A 25,775-nucleotide genomic window follows, 5' to 3' on the forward strand; every position below is an offset into this window, starting at 1 on the left:
CTTTCGTTTAGAGAAAAAATGATTACAAAAGTCAATAAAAATTACCAAACGTTAAAAGTGGCTTTGGCGAATCGAAATCAACAAGAATAATTTTTTAATGGCAATATCAATTAATAATTTACAATTCACAATTCATAATTAAAACATCATCAATCACAATCAATTTAAAAAAAATCAATCAATCATGAAAAATTTGACACTTTATCTCGTTGCCCTTATTTTCTTATTTGTTACTAAGGTGCTGGGACAGGAAACCTTTGAATCAAAAGCAAAGAAAATTGCCAATAAAATAGAAAAGGTTACCAAAGAAGAAAAAGCAGCCTTAAAAGAAGAAGTAGAAGCTGTAAACGTACAATTGTCTGAAGGAAAAATTACTCAGGAACAAGCAGACAAACGCAAGAAAGAATTGGCAGAAGCCAGAGCTACCATTATTGAGGAAAAAGTAACATTGGCACAAAATGAACTTAATGATTTGGTGCAACAAAAAGTGGACGGAAAAATCAAAGAAGGAGATTCTATAATGAAGCATGCTTTGGTCATTCGTTGGAATGATGAAATATGGAAAGAGGGTAAAAAAGGAAAGGATTCGATTCGTGGAGAAAAAAGAACAACTTCGCAATTTGTGTTTGCAATGGGTTTAAATAATATGATGGTCGATGGTAAACTTCAGGATTCTAATTACAGTTTTATTGGTTCACATTTCTACGAATGGGGTTTTACCTATAACAGCAGATTAATGAAAAATGACAATTTATTACATGCCAAATACGGACTTTCGTTAATGTATAATAATATTCGTCCAACAGACAACAGAAGTTTTGTGGTAAATGGAGACCAGACAGTTTTAGAGACCAATCCTGTAAATCTTAATGAATCTCGTTTTAGAAATGTTTATATAGTGCTGCCATTGCATTTAGAATTCGATTTTTCGAGACCTCAGGTAAGTAACGGAAAAACATATTTTAGAACCCATAGAAGTTTCCGTTTTGGGATTGGAGGTTACGCCGGAATTAATGTAAAATCGAAACAAATCCTGAAATTTGATCAGGACGATTTAGATTATAAAACAACAATAAAAGGAGATTATAATGTTAATAATTTTATCTACGGACTAAGTTCTTACATTGGTTACAGAGCATTTAGTTTGTATGCAAAATATGATTTAAATCCGCTTTTTCAGGATAATTTAGTGAAAGAAAATAACATTTCACTAGGAATAAGAGTTGATTTGAATTAAGAATGCAGTTTAATTAGTTAGTAAATAGGCACCTCGAAAGAGGTGCTTTTTTTATGTTAAATCGCCAAATTTCAAGATTCATTTGTGTACTTTTACAGACTTCAAATTTTTAAAAATATTTTACGTTTTGATTTCACAAGCTACTATTGATTCTGTTTTTGAAACTGCTCGTGTAGAGGAGGTTATTGGTGATTATGTTAACTTAAAACGTGCCGGGAGTAACTATAAAGGTCTAAGTCCGTTCTCGGATGAGCGCTCTCCATCGTTTATGGTGTCGCCTGCAAAAGGGATCTGGAAAGATTTTAGTACAGGAAAAGGAGGAAACTCTGTCAAGTTTTTGATGGAGCATTCGCAATTTACCTATCCGGAAGCCATTCGATATCTTGCCAGAAAATATAATATTGAAATAGAAGAAACCGAACAGACAGATGCCGAAAAAGCAATGACGGATGTTCGTGAAAGTATGTATTTGGTTTCAGAATTTGCAAAAGATTATTTTAATAAAACACTTTTAAATTCAGAAGAAGGAAAAGCAATTGGACTCTCTTATTTTAAAGAAAGAGGTTTTACCAATGAAACCATCAAAAAGTTTAGTTTAGGATATTCGCCTGAAACCTGGGATGCTTTAACCAAAGAAGCTTTAGGTAAAGGATATAAACTGGAATTCCTGGAAAGTACCGGTTTAACAATACCAAGAGAGGATCGTCCTTTTGACCGTTTTAAAGGCCGTGTAATGTTCCCGATAGAAAGTATGTCCGGACGTGTTTTAGGTTTTGGAGGACGTATTTTAACCAATGATAAAAAAGCAGCGAAGTACCTGAACTCGCCAGAAAGTGATATTTACCATAAAAGTAAAGTGCTTTATGGTATTTTTCAGGCCAAACAATCGATAGCAAAACAAAACAATTGTTATCTGGTTGAGGGTTATACAGATGTTATTCAATTTAACCAGGCTGGTATCGAGAACGTTGTGGCTTCATCAGGAACCGCTTTAACGCCAGATCAGATTCGTTTGATAAATCGACTAACGAGAAATATTACCGTTCTTTTTGACGGAGATGCTGCAGGATTGCGTGCGTCTGTTCGAGGAATCGATTTGATTCTTGAAGAAGGAATGAACGTAAGAGTTTGTGCGTTCCCTGACGGAGAAGATCCGGATAGTTTTGCCCGAAAAACTTCGCATGATGATCTTGTTGCCTATTTAGAAGAAAACAGTAAAGATTTTATACAGTTTAAAGCATCTCTTTTAATGAAAGAGGCTAAAAACGATCCTATAAAAAAAGCCGATTTAATTCGGGATATGGTGGTGAGTATTTCTAAAATACCGGATCGTATTCAGCGCGAAATTTATACTCAGGAATGTGCCAGAATCATGGATATTTCTGAGCAGGTATTGGTGAGTACTTTGGCTCAGCTGATTCAAAAAGACATTGCTGAGGTGGCTAAAAAACAAAAACAGGAACAAAAACCTTTTGAAGTTTTTAGAAACCAGCCGCCGCCACAAGCAGGATATTCTGGAGGAGATCCTGAAGATCCAAGATTTGGACCGCCGGAAGATTATCCGGGCGAACCGGGATATCCGGTAGGAGAGCCTACAGAAAAAGTAGATATTTTGTATCGTTTAGAACGAAAAGTAATTGAGATTTTATTGCTTTACGGAAATAATACAGAAGAATTTGAAGATGTACATTTAAAGAATAATGACGAAGGTGAAGTGGTAATGGTTTCTGAAATGAGAGCATACAAAGTGTACCAGCGTATTTATTTGAGTTTGCAGGAAGATGAGGTAGAACTTTCTAATAGTTTATTCCGTGATATCTTTACTGACTTAATTGCATTTTATAATCAAAATGAGAAATTCAGTCTTGAGCAATATTTAATGCGTTTGCAGCCTGATTTTGCTCAGGAAGTTACCGATATTTTAATGGAAGATGAGCGATTGACGCTTCACGATTGGGAAGGGCAGAATATTTTCTCGAAAATGAAACACGAAACCATTGCGCAATACGTGACAGAAACAATTATGTCTATGCGTTGGTTTTTGGTGGGTAAAATCATCGAAGAATTAAAAAGCTCTATAAAACCTGATAATTCAGATAATACAGAGCTTTTGTCTATGGTTGTCGATTACTCGAAATTAGTTAATGCATTCTCGAAAAAACTAGGTCGAGTAATGTCGAGATACCATTAAATAATTTCTAAAGTCTTAGCTTTGTTTACTAAGTCAACTAAATTAGTAACATTCAATTTAGTTAGTAATCTCAATTTGTAAGTACTGATCGTTTTTTCGTTCAGGTTTAAGATTTTAGAGATTTCATTGTTTTTCTTACCATCACTTAAGTAACGTAAAACTTCGATCTCACGATTTGAAAGTTTTCTGTACAAACGTTCGCTTTTGCTTTGTTTAGCAATTAATGCCATGTTTTTGCGCACAGTTTCGTTGATGATAATTTTTCCTTCGTGTACTTTAATAATAGAAAGACCTAAAGTTTCAAGTTTTTCTGTTTTGTGTACATACCCGGAAACTCCTGCTTTGATTGCATTTGGAGCATACATTTGTTCAGCGAGGTCACTAAAAATTACAATTTTTGTTTTTGGGAAATTTTTCAGGATCGATTTTACTTCGAAGATACTTGAAAGGCCTTCAAGTTCAAGATCGAGAATTAGGATGTCAATTTCCTTCGTTTGAAGGATATCTCTAACCATTGAAAAATTGCCTACGTTGGCAACAATTGAAATTTGATCGTGGTCTTTGAAATAAGACTTAACGCCAAAGTGAGTCACAGGATGATTGTCTGCAAGACATACTTTAATCATAATTTTTACCTTTTTTAGAATTGTTCATGTTTTTGGAACTGTAAAATTAATAAATAAATTCTGTAATTAATTGCAGACAAATGTTAAAAAAATTATTTTAACGTTTTTGGTATTAAACAAACGGGTATTGCTTCCATTTTATGCTTGTTGCTGGTGTTTAATCTTTTATAAATTTCAAAGACAGATTTTTCTCTCCCGTTGAAGTCATCTGCTGATTTTCCTGACTCCGCGGCTAGCATCGCCCATTCCAGCTCGTCGTAACTTGCGCCTAATTGATCTTCGTCGGTTCTGTTATCTCCAAAAAGGCCATCTGTTGGAGCAGCTGTTAAAATTGAATTTGGAATCGTTAAAAATTCTCCCAAAGCATAAACATCAGACTTCATTAAGTCAGCAATTGGGCTTAGGTCGACACCACCGTCACCATACTTTGTGTAGAATCCTACACCAAAATCTTCTACCTTATTCCCTGTTCCTGCTACTAAAAGCCCATGAATACCAGCTAGATAGTACAAAGAAGTCATTCTTAAACGCGCTCTTGTGTTGGCTAATGATAAATTAACTTTTGTTGAATCTTTTGAAGTTGGCACAGATGTCTTAAACGCCTCAAAAGTGTCAGTTAAATCTGTTTTTACGCTCGAAACGTTAGGAAAACGTTTTTTTAACTGATCAATATGTTCTCTTCCTCTTGATACCTGACTTTCAGCCTGATGAATCGGCATTTCAACACATAAAACTTGTAAACCAGTCTGCGCGCATAGCGTAGAAGTCACTGCAGAGTCAACTCCGCCTGAGATTCCGATTACAAATCCGTTTACTTTTGCATTAGCAGCATAATTTTTTAACCATTCAACAATATGTGTATTTACTTTTTCTGTCTGAATTGTGCTTTTTTTAGCCATAATAGTTCAAGTTTTAAGATGGAGGGATGTATATTTGCAGAATTATTTTTTTAAGTAGAAAAGTACTTAAAATCCAGCAACACAAATCTAAATAAAATAAAATGAAAATTTATCGCTTTGTAGTGGTTCTGTGCTTGTTTTTTTTGTCTTGTGACCAAAAAACAAAGGTTGAAAAAGAGGTTGAAGAAATTCCGGTAGATATAAAAGTAGAACGTTTTGATAAAGCGTTTTTTGAAGCTAAACCTGAAGATCTTGCGAAGCTGAAAAAACAATATCCATACTTTTTTCCAGGAAACGATGACAACGTCTGGCTTCAAAAAATGAAAGAGCCAATTTGGAGAGAAGTTTATGAAGAGGTACAAAAAAAATACAGCAACTTCGAACCTGTCCGTGAAGAATTTAATGAGCTTTTTAAACATGTAAAATATTATTTCCCAAAAACTAAAACACCAAAGGTTGTTACGGTAATAGGTGAAATGGATTATAATGCAAAAGCAATTTATGCAGACAGTCTTGTTGTGGTTGCTTTAGAATTATATTTAGGAAAGGATCATAAATTTTATGAGTTTCCGGCGTATTTAAAATACAATTTTGAAGAAAAACAAATTATGCCCGATGTAGTTTCGAGTTTTACCTACCGAAACATTCCGGCTTATCCGGATAAAAACCTAGTTTCTCAAATGATTTTTGAAGGGAAACAGTTGTATGCAAAAGATCTGCTTTTGCCTAATTATACAGATGCTGAAAAAATGGGTTACACACCCGAACAAATAAAATGGTGCGAAGAAAATGAAAACTATATGTGGCGTTATTTTCTTGAAAGCGAAATGTTGTACAGTTTAGATCCGAAGTTAACAACACGATTTATAGCGCCTGCTCCATTTTCTAAATTCTATTTAGAAATAGACAACGATTCTCCGGGAAGAGTCGGAGCGTGGATTGGCTGGCAGATTGTTCGTTCGTATATGAAAAACAACAATGTGTCGCTGTCAGAATTATTAAAAGTGAATGCAAAAGAAATTTTCGAAAAGTCAAAATATAAACCTAAGAAATAATGTCAAATACAATAAAATCAGAAATTAAATTCAACGTCGAATTAGACGAAAACCGTGTTCCGGAAAAATTAACCTGGAGCGCACAAGACGGCGGTGTTCAAGCAGAAGAAGCAAAAGCTATAATGTTGTCAATTTGGGACAGTAAAGCGCATGAAACAATGCGTATCGATCTATGGACAAAAGATATGCCGGTAGACGAAATGAAAATTTTCTTTCACCAAACATTGGTTGCAATGGCTGATACTTTTAAACGTGCTACAGACGACGAAAAAATGTCAGATACCATGAAAGATTTCTGTGATTACTTTGCAGAGAAACTGGAACTTACTAAGTAGTTTTAAATTCCAAATAAAAAAATCCCAAATTCCAATTTTAAGGTTGGAGTTTGGGATTTTTTATGTTTTGACTATTTAATTATTATAAAGGTTTAATTGATTTCTTCTTAATATCATTTATAATTGTCTTGTATGAACCTATTGTAATAATAGTTGTAGGTTTATTGGTTGTAGTGTTGACTTTTTCAATTGATCCGCCAGATGCTTGCGAATAAATTATCTCACCGGTGTTTAAATCATAAACTTCCAAAATAACCTGAGCATATGACATTCGTTTTTTATAATAATAATGATCTACAAACTCAAAGTTGCTTAGATCATTTATGGAAGTTTTACATTTAATATTTACAAAATAATCAAAGTCGGCTCCCTTTTTTAAATCTAAAATTACTGATTTAGTTGGATGAACAGGGATTTGTTTTGGTAATAATAAGGATCGCTCGTTTACTGAATATTTTACCCTGTCGCCTAAGTATTCATTGAAATCAGCTAAAACAAGATTGGTTAGATTTGTTCTGGCATATGAGTTAACTTCAATTTCACCAATTAACCATTTGCCTTTAGAAAAGTCCAGTCCATTCATTTTGTCTTTGCTGTAAAGAAAATAATTAGCTGTATCAGGTCCAAGACAAGAGGTGAAAAGTAAAATGATTAGTGAGAAATGGAAAAATTTTCTCATGAAGTAAACCCACTATTGCTTTTAAAAACTTCTTGATTTACTTCATCAATGTAAGTCAAAAGCTCTTCTTTTCCAATAGATTCTGTGGATGAGGTTACAAAATACTGTGGCATTTCGGCCCAGTTATTGGCAAACATTTGTTTTTTGTAAGCCGCAATATGCGAATCAATTTTTACTTTACTGATTTTATCTGCTTTGGTGAAAATGATGCAAAACGGAATTTCGCTTTCTCCCATGTAAGACATAAACTCAATATCAATTTTTTGAGCTTCGTGACGAATATCAATCAGAACAAAAGCGCAGACTAACTGCTCTCTGTTTTCAAAATAATCCGTAATAAACTGCTGGAAAATTGATTTTGTTTTTTTTGAAACTTTAGCATAACCATAACCCGGTAAATCGACTAAAAACCAATTGTTGTTGATTTTAAAGTGATTTATCAGCTGTGTTTTTCCTGGTCTTCCAGATGTTTTTGCTAAATTTTTATGATTGGTAATCATGTTAATCAAAGATGATTTACCAACGTTTGATCTGCCTATAAATGCATATTCCGGCAGAAAATCTTTCGGGCATTTTGATGCATCAGAATTACTGATGATAAATTCGGCGGTATTAATTTTCATATTCTTGTTTTTTAAAACCTCCTTAAAATAGAAAGTTAGAGGCTATAATTTTTGCTCAGTAAGCCATTTTTCAAGAATTTCATTAAATTCCTGAGGATGTTCCATCATAGCTGCGTGTCCACATTTGTCAATCCAATACAAAGTTGAATTTGGCAATAATTTATCAAATTCTTCGGCAACATTTGGCGGCGTTACAGAGTCATTTTTACCCCAAATAATGCAGGTTTCTACATCCATTTTTGGTAAATCTTTAGCCATATTATGACGAATAGCGCTCTTTGCAATCGTTAAAGTTTTAATCAATTTGATGCGGTCGTTAGCCGTTGCGTATACTTCATCGATAAGTTCAGGAGTGGCAATCTTTGGGTCATAAAATACATCTTCAGCTTTCTTCTTGATGTACTCATAGTCACCTCTTCTTGGATAACTGTCTCCCATTGCACTTTCATAAAGTCCAGAACTTCCGGTAATTACAAGTCCGGCTACTTTTTCAGGATATAATTTTGTGTGGTACAATGCAATATGCCCGCCCAATGAATTTCCTAATAAAATAACCTTGTCAAAACCTTTAAAAGTGATGAAATCCTTAACGTATTTAGCAAAGCTTTTTACATTCGTTTTTAAAATGCTTTGTGTGTATATTGGCAAATCCGGGATAACAACTTTATATCCTTTCGTTGGGAAATATTCTGCTACACCATCAAAGTTACTAAGGCCTCCCATTAACCCGTGTAAAATTACAATAGGGGTTCCTTCGCCAGCTTCAAAATAGCTGTATTTGCCTTCTTTTTTGTAGTTTTTGTCCATCTAGTTTAATGCCAATTTCAATTTCGACAAATATAGGGTTTAATAAATAAAAATGAATTTTTGCTGCCATTTTTTAACTACATAATTTTAGTCGAATATATAAGTATTTAAAAATCAGCTTTTAGAGTGTGTTTTGCTATATTACGGAATTGTTAAAATGATTGCATTATAATTACTTTTTTAAGAGAAAGACTATTTATTTTTTTTAATTGTTAAAGGATTCGAATCTTAAACTGATTAATATCTAAAGTGTTGATTTGATAATAATTAAGTGAAGTGGTAGAAATGTGGTTAAACTTATTAACAAAGTGGTATTTAGTGGTAATATGTGGTAATTTTTTTTATATTTTTGCTGTATAACATGTTAAGTGGTTTTTCTTGAACACAATTGTAGGAACATATGAGTGTAAAGTCGATGCTAAAGGGAGGTTAATGATACCTGCACCTTTGAAAAAGCAATTGGCTTCTTCCCTTCAGGACGGTTTTGTCTTGAAGCGCTCTGTTTTTCAGCAATGTTTGGAGTTGTACCCAATGGATGAGTGGAATTTGATGATGGCGAAAATTAACAAGTTGAATCGTTTTGTAAAAAAGAACAATGATTTCATTCGCAGATTTACTGCCGGCGTAAAAGTGGTAGAGATTGATGCATTAGGAAGATTGTTAGTGCCAAAAGATTTGGTGACTTTTTCTGGTATTGCTAAAGATGTTGTTTTTTCATCTGCGGTTAATATTGTGGAGATTTGGGATAAAGATTTATACGAAAAATCAATAAGCGGCGAAGATATGGATTTTGCAGATTTAGCCGAAGAAGTAATGGGAAATATTAATGACGACGACAATGGAATATCATAATCCGGTTTTACTTCATCCAACAGTTGATGGTTTAAATATTAAGCCAGACGGCATTTATGTAGATGTAACGTTTGGCGGCGGCGGTCACTCAAAAGAAATTTTGAGACGTTTAGGGCCAAACGGAAAGTTATTCGCCTTTGATCAGGATGAAGATGCTTTAGCAAATGCCCTGCCGGACGAAAGGTTTACTTTAATTAATGAGAATTTCAGATTTATAAAAAGATTTCTTCGTTTTCATGGTGTTAAAGGTGTAGATGGAATCTTGGCAGATTTAGGAGTTTCATCACATCAGTTTGATGTTCCGGAAAGAGGTTTTTCAACCCGATTTGATGCCGAGCTGGATATGCGGATGAGTCAGAAAAATGATTTAAATGCTTACCGAGTGGTTAACGAATATGAAGAACAGGATTTACGTCGTGTTTTTTTTGATTATGGGGAGTTGAAAAACGCACCGGTTTTAGCAAGAACGATTGTAGAAGCCAGAAGAGATTACCCAATCAAAACAACAGATGAATTAAAAGATGTTTTGAAGAAATTTTTACCTGAGAAAGTTCGAAACAAAATATTGGCCCAAATTTATCAGGCCATTCGAATTGAAGTAAATCAGGAAATGGACGTTCTAAAGGAATTTATTGAGCAATCGTTAGAGATTCTTAATCCAGGCGGAAGACTTTCAGTAATCTCATACCATTCTTTAGAAGACAGGCTGGTAAAAAGATTTATTAAAAACGGAATGTTTGAAGGAGAGCCGGAAAGAGATTTCTTCGGAAATTTTTCAGTACCGTTCAAAACAATAGGAAAACTGATTGTTCCAGATGATGCTGAAATCAAAATCAACAACAGAGCAAGAAGTGCAAAATTGAGAATTGCCGAAAAGATATAATATATATAGGTAGAAAAAATGAAAGGTGGAGTATTCAGCATATTAAAAGCAAGATTTCTAATAAACGATGACGCAGTAAAAAACTGGCGATTCATTGTCTTTATAATTCTGCTGGCCATTTTGATGATTGCAAATACACAGCGATACGAACAAAAGGTTTTTGAAATCGCAAAACTAAATAATGAAGTAAAAGAACTGAGATCTGAATTTGTAGATCGACGTTCAGAATTGATGAAGTTAAAAATGGAATCGACGATATCAGATAAAATGCTCGAAAAGCAAATTTATCCATCGACAGTTCCTCCAACAAAAATAGAAGTTAAAAAAGAAGAAGAAAAAAGTTTCTTTAAAAGAATATGGCAGTAGACGATAAACATATATCCTACAGAATTTACCTCGTAGCAGTTTTCATCTTTTTGATGGCAATTGCTATTGTTGTTAAATTGACCAATATTCAATGGGTTGAAGGAGATCATTACAGACAACTGGCAAAACAGCGTACCGTTAGAAATTTTGTAATTCCGGCAAACAAAGGAAATATTTATTCTGCTGATGGAAGTTTACTGGCAACGTCAATTCCAAATTATGAAATTCGATTTGATGCCAAAGCACCAAAAAAGGAAACTTTTGAAAAGTATGTAAAACAATTGTCGGATTCTTTGGAAACTGTTTTGGATAGACCATCAGGTTATTATGAAAAAGAATTAAGAAAAGCACGAGAAAATAAAAATCGTTATTATTTAATTGCCAGAAAATTAAGTTATACGGAATATGTGAAAATTAAAGGTTTTCCATTATTCAATTTAGGGGCTTTTAAAGGTGGAATTATTGTAGAACAAGAAACCGTTAGAAAACACCCTATAGGGAAAATTGCTGAAAGAACTATTGGTTATGACAAAATTGATCCGGCAACAGGAATTGAAGTTGGAAAAGGAATTGAGTGGGCTTTTAAAAATTATTTGAACGGAAAAGACGGGAAAATTCTAAAGCAAAAAATCGCAAAAGGCCAATGGAAACCAATTCGTGATTTAAACGAAGTGGATCCAATTGACGGTTACGATGTTATTTCGACAATAGATGTTTTTATTCAGGATATTGCACATCATGCTTTGTTAAAACAACTGGAAGATTACGAAGCAGATCACGGTTGTGTGGTTGTAATGGAGACAGAAACAGGTCATGTAAAAGCGATTTCAAATTTAGGAAGAGCAGAGGATGGATCGTATTATGAAACAACAAACTATGCAATTGCAGAATCTCATGAGCCGGGATCGACTTTTAAATTAGTTGATTTAATGGCGATTTTAGAAGATAAAGTAGCCGATACAAGTACAGTTTTCGATAGTCACGGAGGTCAGGTTAAATATTACGGGCGAGCTGTTAATGATTCGCATAAAGGTGGTTATGGAAAAGTTTCATTAGCACGCGGATTTGAACTTTCGTCAAATACAGTTATGGTTCAGGCTGTTTATGAAAATTACAAAAGCAATCCGTCTAAGTTTGTGAATCATATTAATAGTTACGGATTAAATAAGACATTAGGATTACATTTTAAAGGAGAAGGAAGACCGTATATTCCACAGCCTGGAGACAAACATTGGTCAGGAACTACGCTTCCGTGGATGGCTTTTGGATATAATGTTTCGGTTACGCCAATGCAGACTTTGGCATATTATAATTCAGTTGCCAATAATGGTGTAATGGTAAAACCGCAATTTGTTTCTGAAATTAAAGAATGGAACAAAACCATCAAAAAGTTTGATGTTGAAGTTATAAACCCAAGAGTTTGTTCGCCGGAGACTATTAAAAAACTGAAAGCAGTATTGCTGAATGTGGTTAAAAAAGGAACAGGTTCTAAGTTGTATTCGAAAGATTTTTCGATGGCAGGAAAAACAGGAACGGCTCAGATGAATTATGGAGGAAAAGAAGGAAAATCAGCATTGTATTATGCGTCTTCTTTCGTAGGATATTTTCCGGCAGATCATCCTAAATATTCTTGTATTGTAGTAGTTCACAAACCAAATACATCAAAAAATAATTATTACGGAGCAGACGTTGCGGGGCCGGTTTTTAAAAGAATTGCCCAAAAAATATTTACAGACGCACCATCAACAAATAAAATTAAACAACTTGATTCTAAAATTGCAAAACAAGAAAGCAGTTATGATAAGTACGATGTAGAATCAAGAAAAAAATCAAATGCAATTCCTAATTTAAAAGGAATGCCGGGAATGGATGCCGTTGCTTTGCTGGAGAATCTTAACGTAAAAGTTAAAGTAAAAGTAATAGGAGTAGGAAAGGTGAAAAAGCAATCTATTCAGGCAGGAGAAAAAATTATAAATAAAAACACAACTATAGTATTAGAATTATCGTGAAAATACTAAAAGACATATTATACAAAGTAGCTATCGAATCTGTAACAGGTTCGACAGAAATTGGTATCCAGAAAATTGAATTTGATTCCCGAAAAGTAGAGTCAAATGATGTTTTTGTGGCCATTCGCGGTTCATTATCTGACGGGCACGATTATATTGAAAAAGCGATTCAGTTAGGAGCAAAAGCTATTATTTGTGACACACTTCCTCAAAATATTGAGAAAGAAGTAACTTATATTCAGGTAAAAGATACCAATACAGCATTGGCTTTTATTGCGGCTAATTATTTTGAAGACCCATCTTCAAAACTAAAATTAGTTGGCGTAACCGGAACAAACGGAAAAACAACAATTGCATCGTTATTATTTCAATTATTTCAAAAAGCAGGATTTAAAGTGGGTTTATTATCAACCGTAAAAATCATGGTCGATGATACAGAATATCCTGCAACGCATACAACACCAGATTCAATTACAATCAATCATTATTTAAATGAAATGATCGAAGCTGGAGTTACGCATTGTTTTATGGAAGTAAGTTCACACGGAATCCACCAAAAACGTACAGAAGCTTTGCATTTTGTAGGCGGGATTTTTACGAACCTTTCGCACGATCATTTAGATTATCACGCCACTTTCGCAGAATACAGAGATGTAAAAAAATCATTTTTTGATTCGCTGCCAAAAACAGCTTTCGCATTATCAAACATTGATGATAAAAACGGAACTGTAATGCTGCAAAATACGGTTGCAAGAAAGTTTACATATGCCTTAAAATCGTATGCTGATTTTAAAGCAACAATTTTAGAAAGCCAGTTATCTGGTTTATTATTAAAAGTAAACGACAATGAAGTTTGGGTAAAACTAATTGGAACTTTTAATGCTTACAATGTTTTGGCTATTTATGGAGCTGCAGTTGAGTTAGGAATGGATAGCTTGGAAGCATTACGCTTACTGTCTGATTTAGAAAGTGTTTCAGGTCGTTTTCAATATATTGTTACCGATTCAAAAATAACAGCAATTGTAGATTACGCACACACGCCGGATGCTTTAGAAAATGTTTTAAAAACGGTTGATGATATCCGTACAAAAAACGAACAATTGATTACAGTTGTAGGCTGCGGCGGAAACAGAGATAAAACAAAAAGACCAATTATGGCAAAAATTGCAACAGATCTTAGTGATAAAGCAATTTTAACATCAGATAATCCAAGAAACGAAGATCCTGAAGTGATCTTAGATGAAATGGAACAAGGTGTAGAAGCTCATAATTATAAAAAGATATTGAGAATTACGGATAGAAAACAAGCTATTAAAACCGCTTGTCAATTGGCACAGCCAAATGATATTATTCTGATTGCCGGAAAAGGGCATGAAACCTATCAGGAAATAAATGGTGTTCGCCACCATTTTGACGATATGGAGACTGTAAAAGAAATTTTAGACCAACTAGGAAAATAACAAAATGAAAATTCCAAATTCCAAAATCCAATATAACGTTGGAATTTTGGGATTTAAAAATTGGAATTTCATTCAAAATTGGAATTTAAAAAATAGAAAATATGCTGTACTATTTATTTGAATATTTTGACAAAACATTAGATTTACCAGGAACAGGAGTATTCCAGTACATCACTTTTAGATCGGCTTTAGCATTTATGCTTTCATTGCTTTTGTCAACTATTTATGGTAAAAGGGTGATTAACTTTTTGCGCCGCCAGCAAGTTGGAGAAACAGTTCGTGAACTTGGTTTAGCAGGTCAAAACGAGAAAGCGGGTACGCCAACAATGGGGGGATTGATCATCATTTTTGCCACGTTAATTCCGGTTTTCTTATTTGCAAGACTGCATAACATTTATATAGTATTGCTTATTGTAACTACGTTATGGATGGGAACTATTGGTTTTGTGGACGATTATATCAAAATATTCAAAAAAGACAAACAAGGACTAAAAGGGATTTTCAAAGTAATTGGTCAGGTTGGTCTTGGGATAATAGTTGGAGCAGTTCTATATTTTAATCCAGCCGTAACGGTAAGAACAGATACAGGACGTACCGATGTTTTTAAATCAAATGTGAGCACAACCGTAGTTTTGCCGGCACCAGTTGAAGAAAAATCGACAGCAACGACAATTCCTTTCGTAAAAAATAATGAATTTGATTATGCCGAAGTACTTTCATTTATGGGAGACGGATATGAAAAATGGGCTTGGCTGGTATTTATTCCAGTTGTAATTTTTATCATCACAGCAGTTTCAAACGGAGCAAATTTAACAGACGGAATCGATGGTCTCGCGGCCGGAACCTCCGCAGTCTCGGTACTCGCACTCGGAATATTTACGTTTGTTTCAGGAAATATCATTTTCTCCAACTATCTAAATATAATGTACATACCCAATTCGGGAGAAATGACGGTCTTTATATCTGCCTTTGTTGGAGCTTTAATTGGATTTCTTTGGTACAATTCATTTCCGGCGTCCGTATTTATGGGAGATACAGGAAGTTTGACTATTGGAGGAATCATTGCCGTTTTAGCGATTGCCGTTCGTAAAGAAATATTGATTGTTTTATTTTGCGGAATTTTCCTTGCCGAAAGTGCTTCAGTAATTATTCAGGTAACATATTTTAAATATACAAAGAAACGCTTTGGCGAAGGCCGAAGAATTTTCCTGATGTCGCCACTGCACCATCATTATCAGAAAAAAGGATATCACGAAAGTAAAATTGTGACCCGTTTTTGGATTGTTGCTGTAATGTTAGCCATATTATCAATCGTTACATTAAAATTAAGATAGATGAGATTAGTGGTATTGGGCGGAGGAGAAAGCGGTGTTGGAACCGCGATCCTAGGTAAAAAGAAGGGATACGACGTTTTTGTGTCGGATTTTGGAAAGATTAAAGAAAGCTATAAAGAAGTTCTTATCATTAATAAGATTGCCTGGGAAGAAGAGCAGCATACTGAAGATTTGATTCTAAATGCTGATTTGGTAATGAAAAGCCCAGGAATTCCAGAGAAATCTCCAATAGTTAAAAAGTTGATTGAAAAAGGGGTTAAAGTGATTTCAGAAATCGAATTTGCCGCTCCTTATACAGAAGCAATGACAGTTGGAATTACCGGAAGTAATGGTAAAACCACCACCACAATGCTCACGTATCATTTGCTTAAATCGGCTGGACTCAATGTAAGTTTGGGAGGAAATATAGGAAAGAGTTTTGCCTGGCAGGTAGCCGAAAATAAATACGACGCATACGTTCTTGAATTAAGCAGTTTTCAGTTAGACGGAATAATAGAGTATAGGCCGGATATAGCGATAATAACAAATATCAGCCCGGATCATTTAGATCGATACGAATATAAATATCAAAATTATATCAATTCGAAGTTCCGAATAACAATGAACCAAACCGAAAGCGATTATCTCATTTATGATGCAGACGATGAGGCAAGCGCAGAATGGTTAAAAAACAACAAAACAAAAGCAAAATTAATTCCTTTTTCACTGACAAAAAGTTTTGACGAAGGAGCTTCTATAAATAACAACAAAATGGAAATAAAGATCAACCAAGAAGAGTTTACAATGGAAACAGAATACATTGCGTTAGAAGGAAAACATAATATGAAAAACGCAATGGCAGCAAGCTCTGTAGCAAAATTGATGCAAATTAGAAATGCAACAATTCGTGAAAGTTTATCTAATTTTCAAGGTGTTGAACACCGTTTAGAAAAAGTATTAAAAATCCAGAATGTACAATACATCAACGATTCAAAAGCAACAAACGTAAACGCTACTTTCTTTGCTTTAGACAGCATGAATGTTCCAACTGTTTGGATTGTTGGAGGTGTTGACAAAGGAAACGATTATAACGAATTGATGCCATTGGTTCGTGAAAAAGTAAAAGCCATTATCTGTCTTGGAGTTGATAACCATAAAATTATTAACGCTTTTGGTGATGTTGTTGATATTATGGTGGAAGTGAACAATATGAACGACGCTGTAAAAACAGCCCAAAAATTAACTGAAAAAGGTGACGCTGTTTTATTGTCTCCAGCTTGCGCAAGTTTTGATTTATTTGAAAACTACGAAGATCGTGGAAAACAATTCAAACAAGCAGTGCATAACTTGTAGAAAATAGTTTAAAGTTTCATGTTTCAGGTTTCAAGTTTGAAGCTGAAACATGAAACCTGAAACCTGAAACATGAAACCTGAAACATGAAACCTGAAACAAAAGAAACCTGAAACAAAACAACATGAAGGAGCTAGTTAACAAACTAAAAGGAGATAGGGTAATATGGTCATTCGTGGCTCTATTGGCGTTGTTTTCGTTTATGCCTGTTTTTAGTGCGAGTAGTAATCTGGCGTATATCGGTCACGGAACTGGAAACACATTAGGTTATTTAGTGAAGCATTTGGCACACGTTTGTATAGGTTTCTTAATTATTTACTGGGTTCACAAAGTACCGTATCATTATTTTAGAGCGATTTCTAAAATTGCACTTCCGGTAGTTTGGTTATTGTTATTATACACCTTGTTGAAGGGAACTGTAATTGCAGGAGCAAATGCAAGTCGTTGGATTCAGGTACCGTTCATTGGAATCACGTTTCAAACATCAACATTGGCGGCAAGCGTATTGTTTATTTATGTAGCCCGTTATTTGTCGAAAACCAAAGAAGAAAATGAGCCGTTTCAAACCTCATTTATTCAGCTTTGGGTTCCGGTGTTTATCACTTTGGCATTAATATTACCAGCCAACTTTTCGACTACAGCGTTGATTTTTGCCATGGTAATGATGCTGACATTTATTGGTAAATACCCATTAAAATATATTGCTTTTATCATTGGGTCAGGAGTTGCGATGTTAGCATTTTTCTTATTGGTAGCAAAAGCATTTCCAGAATCAAGATTCTTTAGCAGGGTTTCAACTTGGGAAAGTCGTATAATGAATTTTACCACAGATAAACCAGATGAAGATGATTATCAAATTGAAAAAGCAAAAATTGCAATTGCATCTGGAAGATTAGGCGGATTAGGGCCAGGCAAAAGCGTTCAAAAGAACTTTTTGCCACAATCATCTTCCGATTTTATTTATGCCATTGTAGTTGAAGAATATGGTTTAGTAGGTGGAGTTTCAATATTAGTACTGTATTTATTGTTATTGTTCCGATTTGTGATTGCGTCACATAAAGCCAATACATTATTCGGAAAATTAGTCGTCGTCGGCCTCGGATTTCCGATGATATTTCAAGCCATGATTAATATGGCTGTTGCGGTAGAATTGCTGCCGGTAACAGGACAGACGCTTCCGTTGATAAGTTCAGGAGGAAGTTCCATCTGGATGACTTGTTTCTCACTTGGAATCATCATTAGTGTAACCAAGAAAGACGAAGAAATCGCCGAAGAACAAGAAGAAAAAGAAAGAAAAAAAGAAGCACTTCAAAGATTAATAGATAAAGAATTGGCAGAAGAAGATTTGCCGGTTGATGAAAGAGAAGAAATTTACGAAGAAGAAGCCATGTATTCCATTGAGGATAATTCAAAAAATCCGATGAATGCAGTTTTAAACAAATAATAAAGGATAAATAGTTTAACGATAACTATTATGAGATATGACAAAGTATAAATTCATACTAAGCGGAGGCGGAACAGGAGGACATATTTATCCTGCAATTGCTATTGCAAATGAATTAAAATTACAATTCCCTGATGCTGAATTTCTTTTTGTAGGTGCCAAAGATAAAATGGAAATGCAAAAAGTACCTCAGGCAGGTTACGAAATAAAAGGTCTTTGGATTGCAGGATTACAAAGAAAATTAACCCTGCAGAATATGATGTTTCCTTTAAAATTAGCAACAAGTTTGTTAGAATCAAGAAGAATCATCAAACAGTTTAAACCAAATGTAGTAATAGGAACAGGAGGTTTTGCCAGCGGACCATTATTACAAGCGGCAGGATCGGCAGGAATTCCAACCGTAATTCAGGAACAGAATTCTTTTCCGGGAATTACAAACAAACTGCTGAGCAAAAAAGCAAACGCAATTTGTGTAGCCTATGAAAATTTAGAAAGATTTTTTCCAAAAGAGAAAATCGTTTTGACAGGAAATCCGGTTCGTCAGGATTTAATTGATATTGAAAGCAAACGAGATGAAGCAATTGCTTTTTATGGTTTAGATCCGAATAAAAAAACATTATTGGTTTTAGGCGGAAGTTTAGGCGCAAGAAGAATCAATCAGTTAATTGAAAAAGAATTGCAAAATTTTCTTTCGCAGGATGTTCAAATCATCTGGCAATGCGGAAAATTATATTTTGAAGATTATAAAAAGCACAATCAACAAAACGTAAGAGTAGTTGATTTTATTGAAAGAATGGATTTTGTTTACGCTGCCGCAGATGTAATTATTTCAAGAGCAGGCGCATCATCAGTTTCAGAATTATGCATTGTAGGGAAACCGGTAATTTTTATTCCGTCTCCAAATGTAGCTGAAGATCATCAAACAAAAAACGCACAGGCTATTGTAGAGGCTAAAGGAGCGATTTTGTTGAAAGAATCTGAATTAGACAGCGAGTTTAGCATTGTTTTTGAAGCGCTGCTGAAAGATGACGGAAAACAAAAACAGTTAAGTGCAAACATCAAAAGATTAGCAAAACCAAAAGCAACACAAGATATTGTGGCTGAAATTGTGAAGTTAATTAAATAGAACATGGATAGGGATTACTTTTATCGAGGTATAATTTTTATTTTGATAGGTATTGTAATTGTTTGTTATGTTTTTTACAAAAGAAAAAAGGGTTATAACGATTTGAAAGGCTATATAGGAGGATTTGGATCAATTATTTTTGGATTGTATTTAATCTTTGAGTCATTCACTAATCAATTTTAATAAAAATGAATTTAAATCAAATACAAAACGTTTATTTTATTGGTATCGGAGGAATCGGAATGAGTGCCTTGGCCCGCTATTTTAAATATATCGGGAAACAAGTTTCAGGTTACGATAAAACACCGTCAATGCTGACAAGTGAATTAATTGAAAGTGGTATTGATATTCATTTTGAAGACAATATTAGTTTAATTCCGTCTGACTATTATGTGGAGAATACGCTGGTGATTTTTACGCCTGCAGTTCCAAAAACACATTCAGAATGGAATTATTTCATCGAAAGAAATTACGAAATTAAAAAGCGTGCCGAGGTTTTAGGGATTATCACCAAAGACACTTTTAGTTTTGCAGTTGCCGGAACGCATGGAAAAACAACAACGTCAAGTATTTTAGGACATATTCTATACGAAAGCGGTGCAGATGTTACAGCATTTGTGGGCGGAATTGTAGAGAATTATAATTCTAATTTAATTGGAACCGGAAAAACGGTAACCGTTGTAGAAGCTGATGAATTTGACCGTTCATTCTTGCATTTACATCCAAATATTGCCTGCGTAACATCAATGGATGCAGACCATTTGGATATTTATGGAACAAGTGATGCTATCGAAGCTTCGTTTGTGGAGTTTGCTTCGAAAGTTGAAGATAAAAGCAAATTATTTATAACCAAAGAATTACCTCTTGAAGGAGTTCAATGTGCTATAAATGAAGATGCTGTATACAAAGCATACAATGTTCGAATTGAAGATGGAAGTTATGTTTTTGATGTGCAGGCGCCATCAGAAATTATAAAAGACCTTCATTTTGGACTGCCAGGAAAACACAATCTTATGAATGGTTTAATGGCTATTGCGATGGCAAAAACTTATGGCACCCCAACCGATGCCATCGCAAAAGCTATTGCCTCTTTTAACGGAATCAGAAGACGTTTTTCGTATCAGATTAAATCTGAAAAATTAGTTTATATAGATGATTATGCACATCATCCAACAGAAATAAATGCTGTTCATCAGGCAGTTAGAGAATTGTATCCGGGACGTAAAGTTTTGGCGATTTTCCAGCCGCATTTGTTCAGCAGAACAAGAGATTTTGCTGATGGATTTGCCGAAAGCTTATCTCAGTTTGACGAAGTGTTTTTAATGGATATTTATCCGGCACGCGAATTACCGATGGAAGGGATTACATCGCCGTGGCTGCTGGAAAAAATGACCAATTCGAACAAAAAAATTGTTGCAAAAGAAGATTTATTAGCACAGATCAAAGCCAGTGATGCGCCAATAATTGTAACAATAGGAGCTGGTGATATTGGTGAAATGGTACCGTCAATTAAAAAAATGCTAAATGAAAATATTTAATTGGACAAATATTCGATTAGTACTCATTTTAGGGCTTGTTCTTTTTTTATATTCTTTCGCACAACACCGAAACGGAGATAGAAAATTGAAAAAATCTATGGTCGTTTTTGTAGGAGAAAATACGCTTTTTGTAAAACCGGAAACGGTTAATAAATTGTTGATAGAAAATAAAAGGGACGCTTCCAGTATTAGAAAAGATGAAGTAGATTTGAATAAGATAGAAAAAAACCTTGATACGCAAGACATGATTGAAAAGTCAGACGTTTTTGTAAGTATCGACGGTGTTCTAAAAGCGGTAGTAAAACAGAAGACACCAATAGCGCGAGTTTATGATGGTGATCGCTCTTTTTATATTGACTATGAGGGAAATAAAATGCCCTTGTCAGATAATTTTACGGCGCGAGTTCCTCTTGTTTCAGGGGCAATAAATGAAAAAAATAACGAAGATTTAGCTGCTTTATTTCGCACAATTTACGACGATGCGTTTTTGAAAAAAAACATCATTGCGATACAAATTATGCCTAATGGCAGCCTAAAAATGTTTAACCGAAACTATGATTACTTCATAGATTTTGGTCGTACAATGAATGTTGATAAAAAATTTAGAAACTATAAAGCGTTTTTTCAAAAAGCAGTTTTAGATAGTTCGTTATATAAATACAGCAAGATTGACCTTAGGTTTACGGAACAAGTAGTTTGCACAAAATAATAGAAAATGGAAAAAGATAACATTGCAGTAGGTCTAGATATTGGAACGACAAAAATAGTTGCCATGATAGGCAAGAAGAATGAATATGGCAAACTTGAAATTTTGGGTATTGGGAAATCCAAAAGTTTAGGTGTTGCACGTGGTGTTGTAAACAACATTACGCAAACTATTCAATCGATTCAGCAAGCAATACTTGAAGCAGAAAATAATTCAGGTTATAAAATAAAAGATGTTGTGGTGGGTATCGCCGGACAACACATTAGAAGTATTCAGCATACAGATTACATCAGCCGTAACAATCCGGAGGAAGTAATTGGCGAAAAAGATATTCAGCTTTTAATCGATCAGGTAAATAAACTGGCGATGTTACCGGGAGAAGAAATTATTCACGTTCTGCCGCAGGAATTTAAAATCGACGGACAGTCTGAAATAAAAGAGCCAATCGGAATGTATGGCGGAAGATTAGAATCTAGTTTTCATGTTGTAGTAGGTCAGGCTTCTTCAATCAGAAACGTTGGGAGATGTATTCAGAGTTCAGGAATCGAATTATCAGGATTGACATTAGAACCCTTAGCTTCGGCAGATGCAGTTTTAAGTCAGGAAGAAAAAGAAGCTGGAGTTGCACTTATCGATATTGGTGGTGGAACAACAGATTTAGCCATTTTTAAAGACGGAATTATTCGTCATACTGCTGTAATCCCTTTTGGAGGAAATGTAATTACAGATGATATTAAAGAAGGCTGTTCGATTATCGAAAAGCAAGCAGAGCTTTTAAAAATAAAATTCGGATCAGCATGGCCGGGAGAAAATAAAGACAACGAAATTGTTTCTATTCCAGGTTTAAGAGGAAGAGAGCCAAAAGAGATTTCGCTTAAAAACTTATCTAAAATTATTCACGCACGTGTAGTGGAGATTGTAGAACAGGTTTTTGCAGAAATCAAAGCTTACGGACACGAAGATCCGCGTAAAAAATTAATCGCAGGAATTGTTCTTACAGGTGGCGGTGCGCAGCTAAAACATATTAAACAATTAGTGGAGTATATTACCGGAATGGACACCAGAATTGGATATCCAAACGAGCATTTAGCAGGAAACTCAAGCGAAGAAATTTCAAGTCCGTTATTTGCAACCGCTGTTGGATTAGTAATGAACAGCATCGAGAACAGCACACAAAGCGCGATTAGAATGGAAGTAGTAAATGAACAGCCAAAAGTTGTTTATAGAAATGTTCCTCCGCCGGTGCAGCGATACGAAGTTGAAGAAAACTACGTTGAACAAGTAGAAACTTTTGAAGAACCAAGAGAAGTGAAAACGACAAAGGTTGCTGCAGAATCTACAGAAACAAAAATAAGACGATCATTTTTTGATAGATATGTCGATAAAATCAAAGATTTTTTAGACAACGCTGAGTAAATATAAGCCGAATAAAAAGAGAAAAGGATTACTTTTTGCCCCAAGTCAAGAAGTAAAAAATGTACTAAATAAGAATTTCAAAAACCAAAAAGATGATGAGCAACTCAGAATTTGGAAGTATTTCATTTGATTTACCGAAAAACCAATCAAATGTAATCAAAGTAATAGGTGTAGGTGGAGGTGGTAGTAATGCGATTAACCACATGTTTAAGCAAGGGATTAAAGGTGTAGATTTTATCGTATGTAATACCGATTCACAAGCATTGCAAAATAGTTCAGTACCTAACAAAATTCAGTTAGGTATGAATTTAACAGAAGGTTTAGGAGCAGGAGCAAATCCTGATGTAGGACAGCAGTCTGCTATTGAAAGTATCGCCGACATTGAAAAAATGTTAGACCGCGGTACTAAAATGGTATTTATTACCGCAGGTATGGGTGGAGGAACCGGTACTGGTGCCGCTCCCGTAATTGCACAATTAGCAAAAGAAAGAGAGATCCTTACAGTAGGTATCGTGACAATTCCGTTTCAATTTGAAGGGAAAGTACGTCAGGAGCAAGCTTTATTAGGAATCGAAAAATTACGTAAACAAGTTGACTCTTTAATCGTAATTAATAATAATAAATTAAGAGAAGTTTACGGAAACCTTGGTTTTAAAGCGGGATTCTCAAAAGCGGATGAAGTTTTAGCAACAGCCTCTAGAGGTATTGCTGAAGTAATTACGCACCACTATACTCAAAATATCGATTTACGCGATGCTAAAACAGTTTTGGCAAACAGCGGAACGGCTATAATGGGATCTGCTGTGGCAGAAGGAGAAAACAGAGCAAAAGATGCTATCGTATCTGCATTAGATTCTCCATTATTAAATGACAATAAAATTACAGGAGCCAAAAACGTATTGTTGCTTATCGTTTCTGGATCTAACGAAATAACGCTTGACGAAATCGGAGAAATCAACGATCACATTCAGGCAGAAGCAGGTTACAACGCAAATATTATCATGGGGGTTGGTGAAGACGAAACTCTTGGTGAAGCTATTGCTGTAACTATTATTGCTACTGGTTTTGATGTTGAACAACAAAACGAAATCGTTAATACGGAGCCTAAAAAGATCATTCACACGTTAGAAGATGAGCAAAGAAGTGTTCATAATTTAACAAACAGACCGCTTACTTCTTTTGATTTAAATGCAGAGACACCAACTGCAAAAACAGAAGAAAAAGTAGTTTTTGAGTTAATGGAAGATACGGTTGCTCCCGTAATTCAAACTCCAGTTGCGCCGGTAACAACGCCAACAATTAATCAGGAAGAATTGGTAGTTATGTCTGAGTTTATTAAAAACCTTGACGTGACTTTTGAAATCGTTTCGCCAATTACAGATATTGATTTTAAAATTTCAACTCCGGCAGCAGTTGTTCAGGAAGTAAAACCTGTACAACAACAAAGAACTTTTGAAAGAGAAGAACAAACTACTTTTTCATTTGATTTACCGCTTTTCAAATCTGAGCCAGAAGTGAAAAGAGAGCCAGCTGCAGAGCAGGAAAATAAAATCATGTTTGAGTTAACAAACGAAACTCGTAACATTAAAGTAAACGATCCAGTTTCATTTGTTCCGGTAACAGAACTTTCTGATAACGGAATTATCAAATATTCGTTAGAAGAATATATGGAAGTTGAAAACGAATTAACAGCTTCTAAACCAGTTGAAAAAGTGATCGAAGATACAGTTCCTGAGGAATTGAACATTACTTTAAAGCCAAGAGTTGATTTTGCAAGTCAGCCTGATTTTACAACAACTTCAGAAGTTTCTCCAATGGAATTAACAATTGAGGAAACACTTCGTTTAAGAGCTGAAGAAAGAAGAAAGAAACTAAAAGAATTTAATTATAAATTCCATAATAACGTTTCAAGAATCGATGAGTTGGAAAAAGAGCCGGCTTACAAAAGATTAGGAATCGATTTATCAAATTCTCAATCTAACAATACAAATTCAAGAATTTCGGTTGGAACAGATAGTAACAACGATTTGCAATTGCGTTCAAACAATTCATTTTTGCACGACAACGTAGATTAATTTTACAATCATAATATTAGGATAGCCCGAAAATTGGATTTAATTTTCGGGTTATTTTTTTTATCTTCGCACAGAATTTAGAAATTTGACTTTTAAATTAGTATTTTAAAGACAATATTGTCACCCTGAGCGAAGTCGAAGGGTTTTTGACGGAAAGGGCTTCGACTTCGCTCAGCCTGACAACCTAGAAATATTAGTTAAAATAAAAAATACCTAGTTAATATATCAATTTATAGGCATTAGCTTATTCAAATAAAAAAATAAAAGATGAGTTTACAAACACAAATCATGGAAGAAATTAAAACTGCCATGAAAGCAAAAGATACAGTAGCATTAGAATCTTTAAGAGCAATTAAATCTGAATTATTATTAGCTTCAACAGCTTCTGGATCTAAAGAAGAATTATCAGAAGATGATGAAATTAAATTACTTCAAAGATTAGTTAAAACTCGTAAAGAAAGCGCAAGAATCTTTACAGAACAAAATCGTCCTGACTTAGCTGAACCAGAATTGGCTCAGGTAGCTGTAATCGAGAAGTTTTTACCAGCGCAGTTAAGCGAAGAAGAAGTAGAAGCTGTAATTGCAAAAATTATCGCTGAAACAGGAGCTTCTGGAATTGCTTCAATGGGTAAAGTTATGGGATTAGCTTCTGCTCAATTAGGAGGAACTGCTGAAGGAAAAACTATTTCAGCTATTGTAAAGAAACTTTTAGTTTAAAATAATTTTAGATTTTAGAGTGTAGATTTTAGATTCCAACCAGAAATCTAAAATCTACACTCTGAAA

At 34.6% G+C, this 25,775-nt stretch carries 23 protein-coding genes; 18 read left to right on the forward strand and 5 right to left on the reverse strand.

The window, feature by feature from the left end; all coding sequences use genetic code 11:
- The first annotated feature begins 184 nt into the window (after positions 1-184).
- Positions 185-1,237 carry a hypothetical protein gene (locus B3C18_RS09290; protein ID WP_291145813.1) on the forward strand — a complete coding sequence of 351 codons (1,053 nt, stop codon included), beginning with the start codon at positions 185-187 and terminating at the stop codon, positions 1,235-1,237.
- A gap of 127 nt (positions 1,238-1,364) precedes the next feature.
- Entirely contained in the window at positions 1,365-3,428 is a 2,064-nt protein-coding gene (dnaG, locus tag B3C18_RS09295; protein WP_173972093.1) for a DNA primase, read from the forward strand.
- Here the strand turns inward: dnaG and B3C18_RS09300 are convergent.
- Positions 3,425-4,054 carry a response regulator transcription factor gene (locus B3C18_RS09300; RefSeq protein WP_026730588.1) on the reverse strand — a complete coding sequence of 210 codons (630 nt, stop codon included), beginning with the start codon at positions 4,052-4,054 and terminating at the stop codon, positions 3,425-3,427. The two genes, dnaG and B3C18_RS09300, sit on opposite strands and share 4 nt — an antisense overlap.
- 92 nt (positions 4,055-4,146) lie before the next feature.
- Positions 4,147-4,953, reverse strand: coding sequence for an NAD(+) synthase (gene nadE, locus B3C18_RS09305; RefSeq protein WP_291145836.1), 807 nt, complete (start codon positions 4,951-4,953; stop codon positions 4,147-4,149).
- Between the two features lie 101 nt (positions 4,954-5,054).
- On the opposite strand from nadE, the gene gldB reads away from it, so the two are divergent.
- Both gldB and gldC read left to right on the forward strand, forming a co-directional pair.
- On the forward strand, positions 5,055-6,008 hold the full coding sequence (gene gldB / locus B3C18_RS09310) for a gliding motility lipoprotein GldB (RefSeq protein ID WP_291145838.1): 954 nt from the start codon (positions 5,055-5,057) through the stop codon (positions 6,006-6,008).
- Complete coding sequence (gene gldC, locus B3C18_RS09315) at positions 6,008-6,343, forward strand: gliding motility protein GldC (protein ID WP_056204799.1); 336 nt, start codon at positions 6,008-6,010, stop codon at positions 6,341-6,343. The genes gldB and gldC overlap by 1 nt, the downstream gene beginning before the upstream one ends.
- Before the next feature lie 82 nt (positions 6,344-6,425).
- Here the strand turns inward: gldC and B3C18_RS09320 are convergent, their stop codons facing one another.
- From B3C18_RS09320 to B3C18_RS09330, 3 genes are read right to left on the reverse strand one after another with little or no spacing between them, the layout of a single operon-like run.
- Positions 6,426-7,022 (reverse strand): hypothetical protein, encoded by a 597-nt coding sequence (locus B3C18_RS09320; RefSeq protein WP_291145843.1) that lies wholly within the window; start codon positions 7,020-7,022, stop codon positions 6,426-6,428.
- The gene (gene yihA, locus B3C18_RS09325) at positions 7,019-7,645 is read right to left on the reverse strand and encodes a ribosome biogenesis GTP-binding protein YihA/YsxC (RefSeq protein WP_291145846.1); all 627 of its coding nucleotides are present in this window, start codon (positions 7,643-7,645) and stop codon (positions 7,019-7,021) included. Before yihA ends, B3C18_RS09320 begins: the two co-directional genes overlap by 4 nt.
- A 42-nt stretch (positions 7,646-7,687) precedes the next feature.
- On the reverse strand, positions 7,688-8,452 hold the full coding sequence (locus tag B3C18_RS09330) for an alpha/beta fold hydrolase (RefSeq protein ID WP_291145849.1): 765 nt from the start codon (positions 8,450-8,452) through the stop codon (positions 7,688-7,690).
- 378 nt (positions 8,453-8,830) lie between these two features.
- Here B3C18_RS09330 and B3C18_RS09335 point away from each other — a divergent pair, with 378 nt between their 5' ends.
- The 14 genes from B3C18_RS09335 to B3C18_RS09400 all read left to right on the forward strand — a co-directional run bounded on the left by B3C18_RS09335 (position 8,831) and on the right by B3C18_RS09400 (position 25,708).
- Positions 8,831-9,304 carry a division/cell wall cluster transcriptional repressor MraZ gene (locus B3C18_RS09335; protein ID WP_053472089.1) on the forward strand — a complete coding sequence of 158 codons (474 nt, stop codon included), beginning with the start codon at positions 8,831-8,833 and terminating at the stop codon, positions 9,302-9,304.
- Positions 9,279-10,187, forward strand: a complete 909-nt coding sequence (gene rsmH, locus B3C18_RS09340) for a 16S rRNA (cytosine(1402)-N(4))-methyltransferase RsmH (protein ID WP_291145856.1) — start codon at positions 9,279-9,281, stop codon at positions 10,185-10,187. The genes B3C18_RS09335 and rsmH overlap by 26 nt, the downstream gene beginning before the upstream one ends.
- A gap of 18 nt (positions 10,188-10,205) precedes the next feature.
- Positions 10,206-10,553 (forward strand): FtsL-like putative cell division protein, encoded by a 348-nt coding sequence (locus B3C18_RS09345; RefSeq protein WP_053472090.1) that lies wholly within the window; start codon positions 10,206-10,208, stop codon positions 10,551-10,553.
- Positions 10,544-12,562 carry a penicillin-binding transpeptidase domain-containing protein gene (locus tag B3C18_RS09350; protein WP_291145860.1) on the forward strand — a complete coding sequence of 673 codons (2,019 nt, stop codon included), beginning with the start codon at positions 10,544-10,546 and terminating at the stop codon, positions 12,560-12,562. The genes B3C18_RS09345 and B3C18_RS09350 overlap by 10 nt, the downstream gene beginning before the upstream one ends.
- A complete protein-coding gene (locus tag B3C18_RS09355; RefSeq protein ID WP_291145864.1) occupies positions 12,559-14,022 on the forward strand; it encodes a UDP-N-acetylmuramoyl-L-alanyl-D-glutamate--2,6-diaminopimelate ligase in 1,464 nt (487 codons plus the stop codon). The genes B3C18_RS09350 and B3C18_RS09355 overlap by 4 nt, the downstream gene beginning before the upstream one ends.
- 101 nt (positions 14,023-14,123) lie before the next feature.
- Positions 14,124-15,356, forward strand: a complete 1,233-nt coding sequence (gene mraY / locus B3C18_RS09360; RefSeq protein ID WP_056204827.1) for a phospho-N-acetylmuramoyl-pentapeptide-transferase — start codon at positions 14,124-14,126, stop codon at positions 15,354-15,356.
- Complete coding sequence (gene murD / locus B3C18_RS09365; protein ID WP_291145869.1) at positions 15,357-16,688, forward strand: UDP-N-acetylmuramoyl-L-alanine--D-glutamate ligase; 1,332 nt, start codon at positions 15,357-15,359, stop codon at positions 16,686-16,688. It abuts the gene before it with no gap.
- A gap of 122 nt (positions 16,689-16,810) precedes the next feature.
- Entirely contained in the window at positions 16,811-18,130 is a 1,320-nt protein-coding gene (locus B3C18_RS09370; protein WP_291145872.1) for an FtsW/RodA/SpoVE family cell cycle protein, read from the forward strand.
- 37 nt (positions 18,131-18,167) lie between these two features.
- Complete coding sequence (murG, locus tag B3C18_RS09375; RefSeq protein ID WP_291145875.1) at positions 18,168-19,256, forward strand: undecaprenyldiphospho-muramoylpentapeptide beta-N-acetylglucosaminyltransferase; 1,089 nt, start codon at positions 18,168-18,170, stop codon at positions 19,254-19,256.
- Between the two features lie 188 nt (positions 19,257-19,444).
- Complete coding sequence (gene murC, locus B3C18_RS09380) at positions 19,445-20,794, forward strand: UDP-N-acetylmuramate--L-alanine ligase (RefSeq protein WP_291145878.1); 1,350 nt, start codon at positions 19,445-19,447, stop codon at positions 20,792-20,794.
- The gene (locus B3C18_RS09385; protein ID WP_056204843.1) at positions 20,781-21,503 is read left to right on the forward strand and encodes a cell division protein FtsQ/DivIB; all 723 of its coding nucleotides are present in this window, start codon (positions 20,781-20,783) and stop codon (positions 21,501-21,503) included. The genes murC and B3C18_RS09385 overlap by 14 nt, the downstream gene beginning before the upstream one ends.
- Positions 21,504-21,509: 6 nt before the next feature.
- Positions 21,510-22,916: a cell division protein FtsA gene (ftsA, locus tag B3C18_RS09390; protein WP_053472098.1), complete on the forward strand. Its 1,407-nt coding sequence runs from the start codon at positions 21,510-21,512 to the stop codon at positions 22,914-22,916.
- Positions 22,917-23,008: 92 nt separating this feature from the next.
- Positions 23,009-24,991, forward strand: a complete 1,983-nt coding sequence (gene ftsZ / locus B3C18_RS09395; RefSeq protein WP_291145881.1) for a cell division protein FtsZ — start codon at positions 23,009-23,011, stop codon at positions 24,989-24,991.
- 267 nt (positions 24,992-25,258) lie between these two features.
- Positions 25,259-25,708, forward strand: a complete 450-nt coding sequence (locus tag B3C18_RS09400; protein WP_073488902.1) for a GatB/YqeY domain-containing protein — start codon at positions 25,259-25,261, stop codon at positions 25,706-25,708.
- Positions 25,709-25,775 lie beyond the last annotated feature (67 nt).

It is taken from the genome of Flavobacterium sp. UBA7680 (genome assembly GCF_002482975.1).
Taxonomy (GTDB): Bacteria; Bacteroidota; Bacteroidia; order Flavobacteriales; family Flavobacteriaceae; genus Flavobacterium.

Excerpts from the sequence above, each read along its gene's own strand:
- mraY (WP_056204827.1), top strand. The coding sequence starts at position 14,124 with ATGCTGTACTATTTATTTGAATATTTTGACAAAACATTAGATTTACCA.
- murC (WP_291145878.1), top strand. The coding sequence starts at position 19,445 with ATGAATTTAAATCAAATACAAAACGTTTATTTTATTGGTATCGGAGGA.
- B3C18_RS09300 (WP_026730588.1), bottom strand. The coding sequence starts at position 4,054 with ATGATTAAAGTATGTCTTGCAGACAATCATCCTGTGACTCACTTTGGC.
- B3C18_RS09290 (WP_291145813.1), top strand. The coding sequence starts at position 185 with ATGAAAAATTTGACACTTTATCTCGTTGCCCTTATTTTCTTATTTGTT.
- murG (WP_291145875.1), top strand. The coding sequence starts at position 18,168 with ATGACAAAGTATAAATTCATACTAAGCGGAGGCGGAACAGGAGGACAT.
- gldC (WP_056204799.1), top strand. The coding sequence starts at position 6,008 with ATGTCAAATACAATAAAATCAGAAATTAAATTCAACGTCGAATTAGAC.
- B3C18_RS09350 (WP_291145860.1), top strand. The coding sequence starts at position 10,544 with ATGGCAGTAGACGATAAACATATATCCTACAGAATTTACCTCGTAGCA.
- nadE (WP_291145836.1), bottom strand. The coding sequence starts at position 4,953 with ATGGCTAAAAAAAGCACAATTCAGACAGAAAAAGTAAATACACATATT.
- B3C18_RS09320 (WP_291145843.1), bottom strand. The coding sequence starts at position 7,022 with ATGAGAAAATTTTTCCATTTCTCACTAATCATTTTACTTTTCACCTCT.
- yihA (WP_291145846.1), bottom strand. The coding sequence starts at position 7,645 with ATGAAAATTAATACCGCCGAATTTATCATCAGTAATTCTGATGCATCA.
- B3C18_RS09400 (WP_073488902.1), top strand. The coding sequence starts at position 25,259 with ATGAGTTTACAAACACAAATCATGGAAGAAATTAAAACTGCCATGAAA.
- gldB (WP_291145838.1), top strand. The coding sequence starts at position 5,055 with ATGAAAATTTATCGCTTTGTAGTGGTTCTGTGCTTGTTTTTTTTGTCT.
- B3C18_RS09385 (WP_056204843.1), top strand. The coding sequence starts at position 20,781 with ATGAAAATATTTAATTGGACAAATATTCGATTAGTACTCATTTTAGGG.
- ftsZ (WP_291145881.1), top strand. The coding sequence starts at position 23,009 with ATGATGAGCAACTCAGAATTTGGAAGTATTTCATTTGATTTACCGAAA.
- B3C18_RS09370 (WP_291145872.1), top strand. The coding sequence starts at position 16,811 with ATGAAGGAGCTAGTTAACAAACTAAAAGGAGATAGGGTAATATGGTCA.
- murD (WP_291145869.1), top strand. The coding sequence starts at position 15,357 with ATGAGATTAGTGGTATTGGGCGGAGGAGAAAGCGGTGTTGGAACCGCG.
- rsmH (WP_291145856.1), top strand. The coding sequence starts at position 9,279 with ATGACGACGACAATGGAATATCATAATCCGGTTTTACTTCATCCAACA.
- B3C18_RS09330 (WP_291145849.1), bottom strand. The coding sequence starts at position 8,452 with ATGGACAAAAACTACAAAAAAGAAGGCAAATACAGCTATTTTGAAGCT.
- B3C18_RS09345 (WP_053472090.1), top strand. The coding sequence starts at position 10,206 with ATGAAAGGTGGAGTATTCAGCATATTAAAAGCAAGATTTCTAATAAAC.
- ftsA (WP_053472098.1), top strand. The coding sequence starts at position 21,510 with ATGGAAAAAGATAACATTGCAGTAGGTCTAGATATTGGAACGACAAAA.